A 15,676-nucleotide genomic window follows, 5' to 3' on the forward strand; every position below is an offset into this window, starting at 1 on the left:
CGCGAGTGTCCGCTATCTCAGGGTAGCCTCCGACGACATGTCGGGGCTATAGTGAAACCATATACCATTGAAAGGAATGCAATGTCTGTCTCAGAAGATAACAATCGCTATTTGGTCACCGCCGCCGAGATTGCTTCAGAGAAGGGCCTCTCAAAAAAGCATTTTCTGAATCCGAACGCGCAACGAATAAACAAAAGTCTAGGAGATCTCACCGGTCTCACCGGCTTCGGGTTTCACATCATTGAAGTAGAGCCAGGACGAGACACCACTGAGCATCACGTCCACCATCACGAAGATGAATGCGTCTATGTGCTAGAGGGCAATGCAACCGCGCTGATCGGTAACGAGGCGATCCAGATCGGGCCCGGGGATTTCTTAGGCTACCGTAGGGGTGGGTTTGCGCATTCGATAAGAAATACTGGATCAAAAACCCTGCGATGCATCGTGGTAGGTGAACGTCTAGCCCATGACGTTGGTGATTACCCAAATAAGGGCAAGCGGATTTTCAGAAACATAGGACTGCCTTGGAACCTCGTTGACCATCACGCCCTCGAAGAACCCCAAGCTGGGGCAAAAAAGTAAGTACTCTTTTCGATGAGCGGACATTCCCGAGTTCGCTCGGCAGCCCTTCATCCTAGAATTTCGCTGCAACCTTCACCAATGACCGGTACTTACACCGCGACGCAGCATACTCCGGTTAACTTCTAGGGCGTGGGGCCGACTTTGCAAATTCCGCTCCCTGCGCATTGTGGACCTTGATGCACGGCGCAGTAAGTGGGATCCGCTCCGATAGGGCTTGAATGGCCGCTTTAACCTGGGCGAAGTGCTACCTTTGCAACTGCCGCGAACTACCGCTTTCCGCCCGGTGCAGAACAGCGATATCTTCATAGGGCTTACACAAATCCTTACGCGCGAATGGGCCCATGACGCACAACCCGCCGTGCCAATTCCTGCCAAGAGTTCGGCAAATCACTTTTGCCAGAAGAGGTTAACCCAGCCGTTTCGCTTCTGGTCATGCCAGCCCGCGCCCCCCGCCCGCTACAACATCGCCATCAATCGGGCCTTTTCACCGGCGTCATCGGGCTTTGAAATCGCCAGGGCCAAATCCTCCAGCGACTGAATGGAATGTCCGGCTCGGAAACTATCCACATGGGGCAGCATGGTGCGGATCCCCGTCGCTTTGGGGGCAAATTCATCCCATCGTAACAGAGGGTTCAGCCAGATAAGCCGTCGCGACGACAGGTGCAGCCGCTGCATTTCATGGGCCAAATCCGCAGGCGCTCCACGATCCAACCCGTCGGTGATCAACAGCACCACTGCGCCCTGCCCCATCACCCGGCGCGACCAATCGCGATTGAACTCATGCAAACAATCGCCAATCCGCGTCCCGCCTTCCCAATCCTGTGCCTCCGCCCCGGCGGATTTGAGCGCCGCATCCACGTCGCGCGTCGCCAAATGGCGGGTGATATTGGTCAGCCGCGTGCCATAGGTGAACGCATGCACCTTGGCCCAGCCCGCGCCCTTTTCATTGGCCACTGCATGCAGGAAATGCAGCACCATCCGGCTGTATTGGCTCATTGACCCGGAAATATCGCACAACACCACAAGGTTCGGCCAACGTAGACGTGGCTTGGCATGGGCAATCGCCCTGATCTCCCCCCCTTGCCGCAATGCCGTCCGCATTGTCTTGCGGTAGTCCGTCCGCGCCCCTCGGGCCGACGCCACAGACCGGCGCGATGCAAAAGGCTTCACAGGCAGGGTCAAGCGCGCCAGCATCCGCTTGGCCTGCGCGATTTCCTCGGTCGACATCTGCTCAAAATCCAGTGATTTCAATTGCTCCTCAGAGCTGATGGTCATCGACGCATCAACTTCGATCTGCGTGCCGTCCTCCTCTTGCTCGGCCTCGGGAATGTCGGGCATCTCATCGCCCAGCAACGCCTGCGCCGCCCGCTTTTCCCCCGATTGCGCCTGCTTGTCTTCCTGCACGCCGCGCACCGCTGGCAACATCATCGACATCATATGTTCAAGATATCGCGGATCGCGCCAATACAGCCGGAAAACCTGCGCATAAATAACCCGATGCTCGGGGCGGTTCACAAAACAGGCATGCAACGTCCAAAAGAAATCCATTCGGTCCGAAAACCCAGCGGCCTCGACCGCCCGGATCGCATCAATCACCCGCCCCGGCCCAATCGGCAGACCGGCCCGCCGCAGCGCCCGCGCGAAATGGATAATATTCTGCGCCAGACGTGGATTTTCGGGAATGTCCAAAGGGATGTGTTCAGCCATTAATCACCCTTTTGGCACCGCATGGGCACGATATGGGCCCCGCATGGGCACGGCTTGGGGCCCAAACCCCCCGAACCCTTTTGGACAAGACGAAGCATCAGATCGTCTCCAACGTCGCGCCAAGCGTCTGCGCGTCCATCGTCTTGCCATCATTGAACCCGGCCACGACCTCAATTGTCCCAACAATTCCGGAGTTAAATTCAGCAAGCTCCTCGGCAGGTACCCAAAGCTCTTCGTGATCTTTGCCCCCCGCTTGCTGCACAGGGTATTTGGCCGCCATCTCTGCGTTAACCTCAAACCGGGTCACAAACCCAAGATTGTCAGGGGCCTTGAGAACAGAGTTCCAATCCCGTGCGATTTTATCCGCATAACTTTGCGTTGTGACGGGGTAAAAGATCGGCTGATCAGGCAGGCGCGGCGGCCAGCCCTTCCAGGCCAAATCCCGAACCAACTGCAATTCCCTCAACCCTGTTGGCCGAAACAAGATCATGCGGGCTCCAGTTCGGCACTGGCTTCGTCCAACAGCCGTTTGGCTTCCGACCCTTGGATCTTGGCAATGTCGTCCTGATACTTCAGGATCGCGCCCAAAGTGTCGCTGATCACTTCCGGCGACAGATCAACAACATCCAACGCCAACAGGCACTTGGCCCAGTCAATCGTCTCGGCCACGCCGGGCTTTTTGAACAGGTCTTCGGTGCGCAGCTTTTGCACAAAACTCACAATCTCACGCGATAGGGTTTCGGCAACTTCGGGCGCGCGCGCGGTTAAAATTTCAACCTCGCGGGCGAAATCTGGGTAATCAACCCAATGGTACAAACAGCGTCGTTTCAGCGCGTCATGCACCTCGCGGGTCCGGTTTGAGGTCAAGATCACGATGGGCGGTTCAGGGGCCTTGATCGTACCGATCTCGGGAATTGTAACCTGAAAATCCGACAGGGCTTCGAGCAGGAACGCCTCAAACGGCTCATCCGTCCGGTCCAGTTCATCAATCAACAGGATAGGCGCGCCGTTTTCATCAGGGCGCATCGCCTCAAGCAGCGGGCGCTCGATCAGAAAATCTTTCGAAAACAATTCGGTCTGCAGCGCGCCACGGTCGGCACCCCCCTGCGCTTCGGCGGTGCGGATGGCGATCATCTGCGCCGGAAAGTTCCATTCATACACCGCCGAGGACGCATCAAGCCCTTCATAACATTGCAGCCGGATAAGCTTGCGGCCGAGCATCAGCGCCAGCGCTTTGGCGATCTCGGTCTTGCCGACGCCTGCCTCGCCTTCCAGAAACAAGGGCCGTCCAAGCCGCAATGACAAGAACACAACCGTGGCCAAGGCCCGCCCGCAGACATAGCCCGTGCTGGCCAATTGGGTTTGCACCTCGTCGATAGATGTTGGTAGCGCCATGATAAATCTCCCTCGCCCCCTTCGGATGCCCGGCCCAGCGGCGGTGGTCAATAGCGCCAAAGTCGCACAAGCATCCGAAAACATGGGCTTTGCATTGACGGGTGCGGTGGGGGATGCGATGATTCGACCAACAAAAACCGGGAAAACCGGATCCATGGCGAGTGAGCAGACATGCCAGTGAACAAGACACAACCGCACGATGTGGTCGCGCGGGTCTCTGTGGATGAAATCCGCAGGATCGTAACCTCTGATTTGCGAGGATGCGCTATCTTGCGCGCGTGGCAGTCAAAAAGGGCCGGGTTATGCGCATAACCGCGATCACATGCGTCAAGAATGAAGGGCCCTTTCTGTTGGAATGGGTCGCCTTTAACCGTCTCTTGGGTGTGACGGATTTCTTATTCTATTCAAATGATTGCACCGATGGCACCGACAGGCTTCTGGACGCGTTGGCAGACAAGGGAGGGGTCACACATCTTCCAAACCCGGCCAAGGGGCGCAATTACCAGATGGAGGCGCTCAAAAACGCCGCCCATCAAAGCGTGGTTAAAAAAGCTGATTGGGTTTGGGTCGCCGATGTTGATGAATTTCTCAACATCCATGTTGGCGATCACACCATTCCGGCGCTGATCGACGCCTGCCAGTCCCCGCACGCCATTTCCGTCAACTTTCAGTTCTTTGCCAATTGCGATGTGGCGGACTTCCAAGATCGGCCGGTGATCGAACAATTCACCCATAGCCACAACCCCGATCTGTGGTGCGCGGAAACCGCGATTGAGGTCAAAACGCTGGTCCGAAACGACTTTCCTTTGCAATATTACGGGGCGCATCGGCCGTTTTTCCGCGCAAAGCTCCCGCCTCGTAAACGCCCAAGCTGGAGCGATGGCGCGGGCCGTCCTGTGCCGCATAAATTCCTTGTCGCCGCCAACCCGCGCCGCATCCGCAAATTCCCGGCCCATGGCGCACGCGCCTTCGCCACGCTCAACCATTACGCCCTGCGCTCGCTCGACAGCTATCTGGTCAAAAATGACCGGGGGGATGTGAATCGCGAAAATCGCAACTTTGATGATACCTATTGGAGGGAGCGCAATGATCGCTCCTACGAAGATCGCTCGATCTTGCGCTACCTGCCCCAGCTCAACGCAGCCATCGCCGATCTGCGCGCCGATCCGGTGCTTGGCCCCCTGCATGACACCTGCGTGCGCCTGCATCGCGACAAACGCGATCAGCTGATGACAGACCCGACTTATGCCGGCCTTTACGGTCACTTACGTGATCTGCCCCCCTACCCGCCGGGAGAATTCGACCTGATGACCGAGCTGGGATTGGACAAGGAACTGACCCTATGAGCGGGGTAAAATGCGTCAATCTGGGCCTGCCCAAAACCGGTACGACAACGCTGGCCTATGCCTTGGAACAGGCGGGATGGCTGGTGGCCGATCACAAATTGCGGCGCGCCCACAAGCCCCCGCCCGGCCTCGGCGGGACCTTCGTCGGACGTCAGCTCTACAACGGCTATTTCGAAGGTGACCCGTTCAAATACCTCGACCTCTATGATGCGTTGTCAGAAATCAGTGTGCTCAAGGGCGAGACGTCGCTTTGGCCGCAATGCGATTATGCGCTGATCAAAGCCATGCGCCTGGCGCGGCCCGATCTTTTGTTTATCGCCACATGGCGCCCGGCCCAGGACACCTCGGACAGCATGCGGCGTTGGAACAATCTTGGCACGGATCGTCTCCCGACTGGGGCCATTCCCGGCTTGCCAATGGGCTATGGTCAAACCGATGCCCAGCGGGTGCGTTGGATCCAAGGCCATTATGACATGCTGCGCGACATTTTCGGCGATGATCCACGATATTTGGAACTTCCAATGGCGGATGCGGATGCGCAAAACCGCCTCTCAGAGCATGTCGGTTTGGAACTGCCATGGTGGGGCAAAATGAACGTCAACACAGGCGGGGATGACGCAGCCTCACTTGACACGACGTCTCACGACACGACATCTCACGACACGACATCTTCGGGGCCAACGTGATGCGGATTTACGTTCATATCGGCCCCGACGCCGCCAGCAGCGACAGGCTCCAGCGTGTGTTGGATGCCAAGCGCGATCAGATGCTGGGCAAGGGTGTGCTTTATGCCCGCACACCGGGTGCGCGCAATCACACCCGCCTGTTTCTCGCCCTCACCGATCCTGACAACATCGACAGCCTGCGCTACAATCGCGGCTATATTTCCGCCGAAAAACAACAGGTTCTGCGCGAAGATGTGCAACAAAAACTGCAGGCTGAAATCACCCGGCACAGCCCCGACGTTCTGATCCTATCAGCGCATCAACTCGGCTCCTCCTTGTGCAGCCCGTCTGAGCTACAGCGCCTGCGCAGCCTCCTGGCCCCCTTCTCAACGGACATCCGCATCGTCGCCCATATTGATGATCCAGCCCGCATGCTGATCCGGCGCTATGCCGGGCAATTGATCGAAGGGCGCAGCCGCTCGTTACACCTAGAACTCGATTGCCTGAAAGCGCCGGATTTTTGGGCCGCAGCCCTCGCCACCCGCCCCGACCCTGACCCACAGGCCGGGCAGTTTGGCGAAATCCAAGGCGCGGCCTATTGGCTTGATTACAAACGCCTTCAGCGCTTTTGGCAAGACACGTTCGGCCCCCAAGCAATGCGGTTTCGTAGCATCGACATGCCGCTGTTTTACGGCCCAACAGCCACCGACGAGCTGCGCGCAGCTTTCGACATCTCGAGCACAATCGGCAAGGCCACCCCCGAAGACATCCCCGGCCTGCCCGCCGCCGCATGGCAAACCAGATCGCGCCTGTTCAACGATGCAACCCTGCGGCTGTTGGCCAAAAAAGACGTGATCTTGCCCCGGCAATTATGGCGCAAATTTCTCGGCGAAATCAAAGTGCCCGGTGACCCCATTGACCCAGGCAGCCTCCACGCCTTGTCCAGAGATTTCGCCGCTGATATTGCTGCGCTATGTGCGGCGCATCCCGGCCTGAACCCCGACTTAATCGCACCAAACCCGGCCCGCGCCGATTGGCAGGAAACCGACCCAACCCGCGGCTTTCGCGCGACGCAATACCTGATGGCCTTTCGCTGGCGTATCAATCAGGCGACCACAGAAGAACTGGCCAGCAAGGCCGAGGATTTGGCCCAATTGAACGGCCAGTCGCCAGAGGAAACCGCCGAAGACCAGCGCACAAAATCGCAACTCTCCGCCACTGCGCGCCGCGTTCTACCGCCCCTCGCCATTCAGAATTTTGCCAAGCTGCAAAACTCCACCTTTGCGCCCCATAACAAACTCGGCCGTGTCACCGAAGACGAGCTGGCCGCGCCCTATACCGCCCTCACCCCGCGCAAGTTGTCCAAGGGATCAAGCGGCAATGTGATCGTTGGCTGCATGAAAAACGAGGCCCCCTATATCCTCGAATGGGTCGCCTATCATCGCGCTGTCGGGTTCGATAATTTCATCATTTACACCAATGACTGCGCCGATGGCACAACCGAGCTGCTGGATCGGTTGCAAGATATGGGCATTCTCCAGCATCGCAGCAATGAAAACTGGACCGGCAACTCGCCGCAACAATTTGCGCTCGACAGTTCGCTCAAAGAACCTGTGATCAAAAATGCCGCGTGGATCGCCCATATTGACGTCGACGAATTTGTGAACATTCGCTGTGGCAATGGAACGTTGGACGATTTCTTTGACCGCGTGCCAGATGCCACCAATGTTGCCATGACCTGGCGGTTGTTTGGTCACAATGGCGTCACGCGCCTGGCCGACAAATTTGTGCTGGAACAATTTGACACCTGCGCCCCGAAATTCTGCCCCAAACCACATACGGTCTGGGGCTTTAAGACCCTGTTCAAGAACAACGGGGCCTATGCCAAAATCTCCTGCCACCGGCCCAATAAGCTGACCAAAGGGGCCGAGAAAAAAGTGAAATGGATCAACGGATCGGGGCAGGATATGACCTCGGACGCGTTGAAAAATGGCTGGCGCAGTTCCAAGAAAACCATTGGCTATGATCTGATCCAGCTGAACCATTATGCACTGCGCAGCGCCGAAAGCTATCTGATCAAACGCCAACGTGGCCGGGCGCTGCATGTGGATCGCTCAATCGGTCTAAACTATTGGATTCGCATGGATTGGTCGGTGCATCGCGACCTGACAATCAAACGCAATCTTCCACGGCTGCGCGCCGAATTCGATCGGTTTATGGCCGATGCTGAGCTGTCGAAATGGCATCAGTTCGGTGTCGATTGGCACCGTGCCAAGGCCGTTGAATTACACGCAATGCCGGAGTTCGAAGACCTGTATCAACAGGCCCTGAAACTTGACCTGACAGAAACCGAGCGGGTGGCCTATGCTCTCGCGCTCGATATGGAGAACTGACATGGACGCAAGTGCTGTGACGGAACGCAAACCCTTCATCCGTTCGCGCGGATTGAAAATCCCCAAACATCCGCAACTGACCACGGGCCGGGTGCGGGGCGCGCTGCGCGAAGGGACATATGAGCGCAAAGAATGCGACGCGGTGATGCGCATCGTGCGAAAAGGCGACCGGGTTTTGGAATTGGGCGGCGGATTGGGCTATATGTCGACGCTTTTGTCGGTGAAGAAACAAGTCGCCAAGGTCGTCACATATGAGGCCAATCCGGCGCTCATTCCCTATATCCACTCGGTTCACGCCGCCAATAATGTCACCAATGTTGAGGTACGCAACGCCCTGTTGTCACCCACCGCGGGGGAGCCGGTCAATTTCTATATTCGTGAAAACTTTCTAGGTTCGTCAATGGATTACAACGCCGAACCGGCGACCGTGACAGAGACAGCCCAAATCCCGCAACACGCCATCTCCCCGGTTTTGGAGGATCTGAAACCCGATGTGTTGGTCTGTGATATCGAAGGGGCCGAAGCGATGCTCTTGCCCGCTGCGGATTGGACCGGCCTGCGCGCCGCAATCATTGAACTGCACCCGCAATGGATTGGTCAAACCGGTGTGCAACAGGTGTTTGACGCCATGCACAAGGCCGGTCTGACCTATTTCCCCAAAGCCTCAGAAGCCAAGGTTGTCACCTTCCGAAAAGACTGGTGATGATAGAATTTTCGCCGAAAATTCGCCGCCCAGACGGGATCAAACGCGCGCCATGAACATCACCGCCATCCTCTGTGTTCGCAACGAAGCCGCCTTTCTGCTGGATTGGCTCGCCCATCATCTTGCCTGCGGGGTCACCCATGTGGTGGCCATCAGCAATGATTGCGACGATGGTACAGACATGATGCTGGATCGGCTGCAACAGATGGGCCACGTCACCCATATTCGCAACAATGGCCCTTATGACAAAGGTGGCATTCAGTTTACCGGCCTGAAAATCGCCGACAAACATGACGCTGTGAAACAGGCCGATTGGTTGCTGGCGCTGGATATTGATGAGTTCGTCAACATCCACACGGGTGCCCGCACCCTGCCCGATCTGATCGCCGCGCTGCCCGATGCCGACGCCATCACACTGACATGGCGCTTGTTTGGCAATGCCGGAGTTGTTCGCTACGACGACATCCCGATCCCCCAGCAATTCACCCAAGCGGCCCCCACCATCATGCATTGGCCCTGGCGCGCCGCCATGTTCAAAACGCTCTATAAAAACAACGGAATCTACCGCAAACTCGGCGTTCACCGCCCGCGCAACCCTGATCCTGACCGCGTCGACACGGCCGCCTGGTTTGATTGTGAGGCGCGCGCCCTTGGCCCGCAATTTCGCAATCGCCGCATCTTTTCCAACTACGGTCGGCCCAATTACGGCTTGGCCCAGCTCAACCACTACCCGCTTGGGGCCATGGAGAGCTATGTGCTCAAGGCTGATCGCGGCCGTGCCGTCCATTCAGACCATGTGCTTGGCATGGATTACTGGGTCGAACGCAACTGGTGCGACGATCACGATGACAGTATCCAAAAACTCTCCGGGACAGCCAAGCATCGCGCCGACCTTGGCTCTGATCCGACGCTCTCCGAGCTCCATCAAACTGCCGTTGATTGGCGCAAAGCCCGCTTTGACACCCTGCTCGAACAAGAACCCTATCGCGCGCTCTTTGCCCGCCTGTTGATGACGCCCCCCGCTCGGCCAGTCTCTCACCAAGCGGCGAAATTTCTCGCCGCCCACGCCAACCGCGTGCCCAACCCCAATGCAAATGCCAATTCCAATCAGCAAAACTAAATCGCCCAGATCTTTGCCCAGACAATCGCCCAGACAAATGCCTTAGACGAACAAGAGCAAACTGCAAAACTTGCGCATTATGACCCTGCCTTAACCACAATTTTGCCCAAAATGCCGGTCAAATTTGCTTCAAAATAAGCGCCGTAACCCCCTGATCAGGGTACAGCGCCAATGAGGACATACGGGCATGGCACAAACGAAAACCAGTTTTCCCCCAGACCTAAGCAAGCTGTCGCGCGGCGAATGGCTGGCGCAATTGCGCAACATCGGGAACAACAAGGGGTTTTCCGAACCCTTGGGCAAACACCATGCCGGCATCTTTATCGAAGACGGCGACACCTTGCTGGTCAGTTTCGAATCCGTGTCCGGGATCGAAGCCCTGTCCCCAACCCGCACACCGATTGGCTTTGACATGGTGCGCAGCAATGGATGGTCATCCCTGTCGGTTCTGAGCCACGGCGACACATGGTTCCGCGATCCCCGCGTCTTTGCCTTCTTCGACCAAATCCTGGACGATGGCTTCTTTGACGAATTCGAAAACGTCATCTTTTATGGCGCGGGCCCCTGTGGCTACGCCGCCGCCGCCTATTCCGTCGCAGCGCCCGGTGCCCGTGTCCTGATGCTGCAACCCCAAGCCACGCTCGATCCGCGCGTCACCGAATGGGACGACCGGTTTCCCGAATTGCGCCGCCGTGATTTCACCACACGCTATGGGTTTGCCCCCGATATGATCGAAGCCGCGCATCACGCCCATGTGCTCTATGATCCGCGCGAACGCATGGACGCCATGCATTCAGCCCTGTTTGAACGTCGCAACGTCAGCCGCCACCGCCTGCCCTTTATGGGCGGTGCGTTGCAAACAGACATGATCGCGCTCGATCTTCTGCCCTCGTTGCTGACAGCCGTCGCCGAAGATCGCCTCACCTCCCTCAGCTTTGCACAAATGATGCGGGCGCGCCGCAATCATCCGCCCTACCTGCGCCGCCTTTTGGCCCGTCTCGATGCGGACGGTCGCACTGATCTGTCCCGGCTGTTGTGCCAAAACGTCGTGTCGCGGATGCATGCGCCTCGGTTCCGTCGCCGCCTGGCCGAGCTCGAAGCCCAAGACGATCAAGCTCGACATCCTTCCAGAGTTCAGGCGCCCAAACCTCAGGCGTCCAAACCTCAGGCACAGCATCCATCCGGGGCTCAGCCCGAAGAACGCTCTGGCGAATAAGCGCCGGAAATACTGGAATCCCATCGCGACGCATGCTAGGCGCAGCCTCATGCAACAGATCACACTCCGCCGCCCCGATGACTGGCACCTGCATCTGCGCGATGGCGCAATGCTGAACGCCGTTGCCCCTGAAACCGCGCGCCATTTTGGCCGTGCGATTATCATGCCAAATCTGATTCCCCCCGTCGTCACCCGCGACGACGCGGCGGCCTACAAAAGCCGGATTCAAGCCGCCTTGCCCAAGGGCAGCGATTTTCAACCGCTGATGACCTTGTACCTGACCGAAGACACCGATCCCAGCGATGTCAAACGTGCCAAGGACGAAGGCCTGATCAGTGCGGTCAAGCTCTACCCCGCTGGTGCCACAACCAATTCCGCCTCTGGAGTTGCGAATTTTGACAATGTCCGCAACGTGTTAGAAACCATGGCCGAGATTGGCCTACCGCTTTGTGTGCATGGCGAAGTGGTTGATGCTGACATCGACATCTTTGATCGCGAAGCCGTCTTTATCGACCGTGTGCTTGATCCGCTGCGCAAATCTGTGCCGGATTTACGGGTGATCATGGAACATATCACCACCAAACAAGGCGCGGATTACGCCCGCTCTGGTGGCGACAACCTTGGCGCGACAATCACCACGCATCACCTTGTGATTAACCGTAACGCCATTTTGGTTGGCGGCATCAAACCCCATTATTACTGCCTGCCCGTTGCCAAACGCGAAGAGCATCGGCTTGCCCTGCGCGCCGCCGCGACCTCCGGCGATCCAAGCTTCTTCCTTGGCACCGATAGCGCCCCGCATGTGGATCCGCTCAAGGAAAGCGCCTGTGGCTGTGCGGGCTGTTTCACCGCCACCAATACCATGAGCATTCTTGCCGAAGTCTTTGAACAAGAAGGCGCTTTGGACAAGCTCGAAGGCTTTGCCTCGCTCTATGGCCCCAAGTTCTACGGCCTTGCGCCCAATGAGGCCCGGATGGTTTTGACCAAGGGCGACCCGGTCACGTACCCGGCCAAGATTGAAACGCCAGACGGGGATGTCACGGTTTTTGATCCGATGATGCCACTGCATTGGTCGGTCGCGCCCTAAGTGGCCAGCCGCCCAATTCGACCAAATTTTAGGCCCAAAGAAAACATGGGCGGGGTTTTGCCTCGCCCGGTTTCACGCTAAACCCCGCCCAAAATCAGGAGTGCTGCCCGATGATTCCGACGTCTTATCCATCCGCCGAAGAAATGGCCCGTTTGACCGCCCGCATGTTGTGGGAAATCGAAGCGGTGCATTTTATGGGCGATGAGCCGTTTCAACTGGCCTCGGGTCTGCCCTCGCCGGTGTACATCGACTGCCGCAAGCTGATCTCTTTTCCACGCATTCGCAGCACTTTGATGGATTTCTTGACTGTCACCGTGATGCGCAATGCTGGGTTTGAGGCTTTTGACAACGTTGCAGGGGGCGAAACAGCGGGCATTCCTTTTGGTGCGCTGGTTGCAGAGCGCATGGCTCTGCCGATGACTTATGTGCGCAAAAAGCCAAAAGGCTATGGCCGCAATGCCCGGATCGAAGGGCTGATGAGCGAAGGCCAGCGCGTGTTGTTGGTCGAAGATCTGACCACCGATGGCGGCTCCAAACTGTCCTTTGTCGACGCGATCCGCGAAACCGGTGCCACCTGCGCCCATACCGCGGTGATTTTCTACTATGGGATTTTCCCCGAAACGATCAAAACTCTGGGCGATCACGGTGTTGCGCTGCATCACCTGTGTACATGGTGGGATGTGCTTGAAGCCGCGCGCGACATGGGCACCTTCTCGGACGAGAAACTGGCGCAGGTCGAAGCCTTCATGAAGGCCCCGCGTGAGTGGCAAGACGCCAACAAAACCTAAATCACCACGCATCGGTATAGATCAGGCAGGCTTTGCCTTGCCTGTTGTACTCCTGTCACTCAGTGCTCGAATGGACACTACATGTTGACAGGCGTTCGTCACTTACCACACTATCGAGCAACTGGATCGGCCCACAGCTTATCCACAAAAACATACAATTTCCCCTTGGCCGCGCTTGTTGTTACCAAGCGCGCTTAGGAAATATTCGGGGCAGTTGGGGGACGGCATGAACGAAGTGACTACGATAAATCCGACCGGAATTCAGGTCGAAGCAGCAGAAACGATGCCGCATTCTATTGAGGCTGAACAACAGCTTCTGGGCGCGATTCTGACCGACAACGAGGTCTTTGACAAAGTCACCGCCATCATCGGTGCTTCGCATTTCTACGACCCGGTTCATGCCCGCATCTACGAAGTCGCCGCCGCCCGAATCTCCAAAAACAACCTCGCCTCTCCGGTGACGCTCAAGGCGTTTATGGAAGACGACGAAGGCCTCAAGGAACTCGGCGGCCCCGCCTATCTGGCCCGCCTCGCCGCCTCTTCGGTCTCCAGCTTTGCGGTGCGTGAATACGCTCAGATGATCTATGATCTCGCGGTGCGCCGCGATTTGATCCGCTTGGGCAAGGACATCTCGTCCAAAGCCGCCAAGGTGGATGTCGAATCCAACCCCAAAGAGCAGATCATCGAAGCCGAACAGGCGCTCTATAATATGGCCGAACAAGGCCAGGTCGAAAGCGGCTTTGTCTCCTTCCTCAAGGCGGTCACCGATGCGGTGAACGTCGCCAACGCCGCCTACCAGCGGGAGGGTGGCCTAGCCGGGGTCTCCACCGGGTTGATCGACATGGACGGTAAATTGGGCGGCTTGCACCCGTCGGATTTGCTCATCCTCGCGGGGCGTCCGTCGATGGGCAAAACCTCGCTGGCCACCAACATCGCCTTTAACGTCGCCAAAGCCTATAAAAAGGGCATCCGCCCCGATGGCACCGAGGGCACCGTTGATGGCGGCATCGTCGCGTTTTATAGCTTGGAAATGAGCGCCGAACAGCTCGCCAGCCGTATCCTCGCCGAAGCGTCGGAAATTTCGTCCCACAAAATCCGCCAAGGTGACATGGACGAAGCCGAATTCCGCAAGTTTGTCGAAGCCGCCAAAACGCTCGAAGCCTGCCCGCTTTATATCGACGACACCGCCGCCCTGCCGATTTCGCAGGTCGCCGCGCGGGCCCGCCGTTTGAAACGGACCCATGGGTTAGACCTTGTTATCGTTGACTATCTCCAACTGCTGCGCGGGACATCCGACAACCGGGTTCAAGAGATCGGCGAAATTTCCATGGGCCTCAAGGCCATCGCCAAAGAGCTCAACATCCCGGTCATCGCCCTGTCCCAGCTGTCGCGTCAGGTGGAAAGCCGTGACGATAAACGCCCTCAGCTCTCGGACCTGCGTGAATCGGGATCAATCGAACAGGATGCCGACGTGGTTATGTTCGTGTTCCGTGAAGAATATTACGCGGAACGTGAAAAACCTTCAGAAGATCAGCTGGATCGCATGGCCGAATGGCAGGAACGCATGTCGCGCCTGCATGCCAAAGCTGAGGTCATCATCGGCAAACAGCGTCACGGTCCGATTGGCACGGTTGAGCTGTCCTTCGAAGCGCAATTCACCCGCTTTGGCAACTTGGCGAAAACCTGGCAGGGTGGCGGTGACGACTACTAAGTCCTGGCCCCCTGCCCCCAAGGCGCACCATACAACTGTTTAGAACCAAATGGTTAGCCCAAGATAAGCCCCAAGCTCCGCAAGCTGCATAACCGCGCCCAAACAGTCGCCATTATACCCGCCCAGCTTGCGCAGCATGGCAGATCGAAACATCTGCCCCAACACCACGCCGCCAAACAGCGCACAAACGGGCGGCCAAAATCCAAACCAATAGCCAGAAACAACCAGAACCAAAACCGCAGTGGCAAGGGCAAACCGGTAGCCGTCACCGGTGATATAGGGGGCCGCAACCTGCAATCCGTTGCTATGCGCATAGGGGGTGGTCGCAATGATATGCACGACCGCCATCATCCCAATCATATGCCCCAAGATCAGCGCCCCGCCAGCCACCTCAACCGACAAATGTGCCAACAACACCAGCTTGAGCCCAAGGGTGAGTGCCACCGCCAAGGCCCCAAACAGCCCAAGCCCCGGCTGCGCCATCATCTCAAGCACTTGCCCCCGCCCCGAGCCCCGGCTGATGCCTTCAATGGCATTGGCAAGCCCCTCTTCGTGAAAGGCGCCGGTCACCAAAAGCGTCGCAATAAGCGACACAATCACAGCGCCCGATTGCGGCAACCACAGGCAACACAGCCAGAAAACACCGGCCCCAATCCCCCCGACCAGCCCACCGACCAGCGGAAAATACTTGTTCGCCCGGACCCCCAAATCATCCGATTCAGGCAAGTCGTGCGACACCGGCAGACTTGTCAGGAACCGCACCGCCAGTTGAAACAGCTGCCCTTCCAGACGCAACGCAGGGGTCATTTTATCCTCCTTGGGCGCTCATCCTAGCGGCGCAGGTGTTAATCTTTGTTTTCCATCCGCCCACATGCAACCAAAACCTGCGCCAGAACCCGCTGGGGAAGCGCAACTTTGCGTCATTTTCACTTGACCATCCCGCCCGACCTGCCAAAGACAGGG

General features: G+C 57.5%; 14 protein-coding genes. 10 read left to right on the forward strand and 4 right to left on the reverse strand.

From position 1 onward, the window contains the following. Nucleotides 1-81 precede the first annotated feature (81 nt). Nucleotides 82-582 (forward strand): cupin domain-containing protein, encoded by a 501-nt coding sequence (locus ACRBB0_RS01720; protein ID WP_431372664.1) that lies wholly within the window; start codon nt 82-84, stop codon nt 580-582. 456 nt (nt 583-1,038) lie between these two features. On the opposite strand, the gene ACRBB0_RS01725 is transcribed toward ACRBB0_RS01720, so the two are convergent. From ACRBB0_RS01725 to ACRBB0_RS01735, 3 genes are all read right to left on the reverse strand, one after another. Beyond that, the gene (locus tag ACRBB0_RS01725) at nt 1,039-2,289 is read right to left on the reverse strand and encodes a vWA domain-containing protein (RefSeq protein WP_431372665.1); all 1,251 of its coding nucleotides are present in this window, start codon (nt 2,287-2,289) and stop codon (nt 1,039-1,041) included. Nucleotides 2,290-2,386: 97 nt separating this feature from the next. Next, entirely contained in the window at nt 2,387-2,779 is a 393-nt protein-coding gene (locus ACRBB0_RS01730) for an ADP-ribosylation/crystallin J1 (protein ID WP_431372666.1), read from the reverse strand. Further along, a complete protein-coding gene (locus ACRBB0_RS01735; protein ID WP_431372667.1) occupies nt 2,776-3,684 on the reverse strand; it encodes an AAA family ATPase in 909 nt (302 codons plus the stop codon). Before ACRBB0_RS01735 ends, ACRBB0_RS01730 begins: the two co-directional genes overlap by 4 nt. Nucleotides 3,685-3,986: 302 nt before the next feature. On the opposite strand from ACRBB0_RS01735, the gene ACRBB0_RS01740 reads away from it, so the two are divergent. From ACRBB0_RS01740 to ACRBB0_RS01780, 9 genes are all read left to right on the forward strand, one after another. Next, nucleotides 3,987-5,030 (forward strand): glycosyltransferase family 2 protein, encoded by a 1,044-nt coding sequence (locus tag ACRBB0_RS01740; RefSeq protein WP_431372668.1) that lies wholly within the window; start codon nt 3,987-3,989, stop codon nt 5,028-5,030. After that, nucleotides 5,027-5,716, forward strand: a complete 690-nt coding sequence (locus tag ACRBB0_RS01745; RefSeq protein WP_431372669.1) for a hypothetical protein — start codon at nt 5,027-5,029, stop codon at nt 5,714-5,716. The genes ACRBB0_RS01740 and ACRBB0_RS01745 overlap by 4 nt, the downstream gene beginning before the upstream one ends. After that, nucleotides 5,716-8,088, forward strand: coding sequence for a glycosyltransferase family 2 protein (locus ACRBB0_RS01750; RefSeq protein WP_431372670.1), 2,373 nt, complete (start codon nt 5,716-5,718; stop codon nt 8,086-8,088). The genes ACRBB0_RS01745 and ACRBB0_RS01750 overlap by 1 nt, the downstream gene beginning before the upstream one ends. Nucleotide 8,089: 1 nt before the next feature. After that, nucleotides 8,090-8,791 (forward strand): FkbM family methyltransferase, encoded by a 702-nt coding sequence (locus ACRBB0_RS01755; protein ID WP_431372671.1) that lies wholly within the window; start codon nt 8,090-8,092, stop codon nt 8,789-8,791. Between the two features lie 52 nt (nt 8,792-8,843). Further along, complete coding sequence (locus tag ACRBB0_RS01760; RefSeq protein ID WP_431372672.1) at nt 8,844-9,911, forward strand: glycosyltransferase family 2 protein; 1,068 nt, start codon at nt 8,844-8,846, stop codon at nt 9,909-9,911. A gap of 187 nt (nt 9,912-10,098) precedes the next feature. Then, entirely contained in the window at nt 10,099-11,127 is a 1,029-nt protein-coding gene (locus ACRBB0_RS01765; protein ID WP_431372673.1) for a phosphoadenosine phosphosulfate reductase, read from the forward strand. Nucleotides 11,128-11,176: 49 nt separating this feature from the next. After that, nucleotides 11,177-12,214: a dihydroorotase gene (pyrC, locus tag ACRBB0_RS01770; protein ID WP_431372674.1), complete on the forward strand. Its 1,038-nt coding sequence runs from the start codon at nt 11,177-11,179 to the stop codon at nt 12,212-12,214. A 110-nt stretch (nt 12,215-12,324) separates the two neighbouring features. Further along, nucleotides 12,325-13,002, forward strand: a complete 678-nt coding sequence (locus ACRBB0_RS01775; RefSeq protein ID WP_431372675.1) for an orotate phosphoribosyltransferase — start codon at nt 12,325-12,327, stop codon at nt 13,000-13,002. A gap of 226 nt (nt 13,003-13,228) precedes the next feature. Next, nucleotides 13,229-14,713: a replicative DNA helicase gene (locus ACRBB0_RS01780; RefSeq protein WP_431372676.1), complete on the forward strand. Its 1,485-nt coding sequence runs from the start codon at nt 13,229-13,231 to the stop codon at nt 14,711-14,713. A 39-nt stretch (nt 14,714-14,752) separates the two neighbouring features. Here ACRBB0_RS01780 and ACRBB0_RS01785 read toward each other — a convergent pair whose 3' ends face one another. After that, a complete protein-coding gene (locus ACRBB0_RS01785) occupies nt 14,753-15,520 on the reverse strand; it encodes an adenosylcobinamide-GDP ribazoletransferase (protein ID WP_431372677.1) in 768 nt (255 codons plus the stop codon). Nucleotides 15,521-15,676 lie beyond the last annotated feature (156 nt).

The sequence above is a fragment of the Pelagimonas sp. genome, from assembly GCF_050633425.1.
Lineage (GTDB): Bacteria > Pseudomonadota > Alphaproteobacteria > Rhodobacterales > Rhodobacteraceae > Pelagimonas.

Excerpts from the sequence above, each read along its gene's own strand:
- ACRBB0_RS01750 (WP_431372670.1), top strand. The coding sequence starts at position 5,716 with ATGCGGATTTACGTTCATATCGGCCCCGACGCCGCCAGCAGCGACAGG.
- ACRBB0_RS01725 (WP_431372665.1), bottom strand. The coding sequence starts at position 2,289 with ATGGCTGAACACATCCCTTTGGACATTCCCGAAAATCCACGTCTGGCG.
- pyrC (WP_431372674.1), top strand. The coding sequence starts at position 11,177 with ATGCAACAGATCACACTCCGCCGCCCCGATGACTGGCACCTGCATCTG.
- ACRBB0_RS01765 (WP_431372673.1), top strand. The coding sequence starts at position 10,099 with ATGGCACAAACGAAAACCAGTTTTCCCCCAGACCTAAGCAAGCTGTCG.
- ACRBB0_RS01760 (WP_431372672.1), top strand. The coding sequence starts at position 8,844 with ATGAACATCACCGCCATCCTCTGTGTTCGCAACGAAGCCGCCTTTCTG.
- ACRBB0_RS01780 (WP_431372676.1), top strand. The coding sequence starts at position 13,229 with ATGAACGAAGTGACTACGATAAATCCGACCGGAATTCAGGTCGAAGCA.
- ACRBB0_RS01730 (WP_431372666.1), bottom strand. The coding sequence starts at position 2,779 with ATGATCTTGTTTCGGCCAACAGGGTTGAGGGAATTGCAGTTGGTTCGG.
- ACRBB0_RS01740 (WP_431372668.1), top strand. The coding sequence starts at position 3,987 with ATGCGCATAACCGCGATCACATGCGTCAAGAATGAAGGGCCCTTTCTG.
- ACRBB0_RS01755 (WP_431372671.1), top strand. The coding sequence starts at position 8,090 with ATGGACGCAAGTGCTGTGACGGAACGCAAACCCTTCATCCGTTCGCGC.
- ACRBB0_RS01775 (WP_431372675.1), top strand. The coding sequence starts at position 12,325 with ATGATTCCGACGTCTTATCCATCCGCCGAAGAAATGGCCCGTTTGACC.
- ACRBB0_RS01735 (WP_431372667.1), bottom strand. The coding sequence starts at position 3,684 with ATGGCGCTACCAACATCTATCGACGAGGTGCAAACCCAATTGGCCAGC.
- ACRBB0_RS01720 (WP_431372664.1), top strand. The coding sequence starts at position 82 with ATGTCTGTCTCAGAAGATAACAATCGCTATTTGGTCACCGCCGCCGAG.
- ACRBB0_RS01745 (WP_431372669.1), top strand. The coding sequence starts at position 5,027 with ATGAGCGGGGTAAAATGCGTCAATCTGGGCCTGCCCAAAACCGGTACG.
- ACRBB0_RS01785 (WP_431372677.1), bottom strand. The coding sequence starts at position 15,520 with ATGACCCCTGCGTTGCGTCTGGAAGGGCAGCTGTTTCAACTGGCGGTG.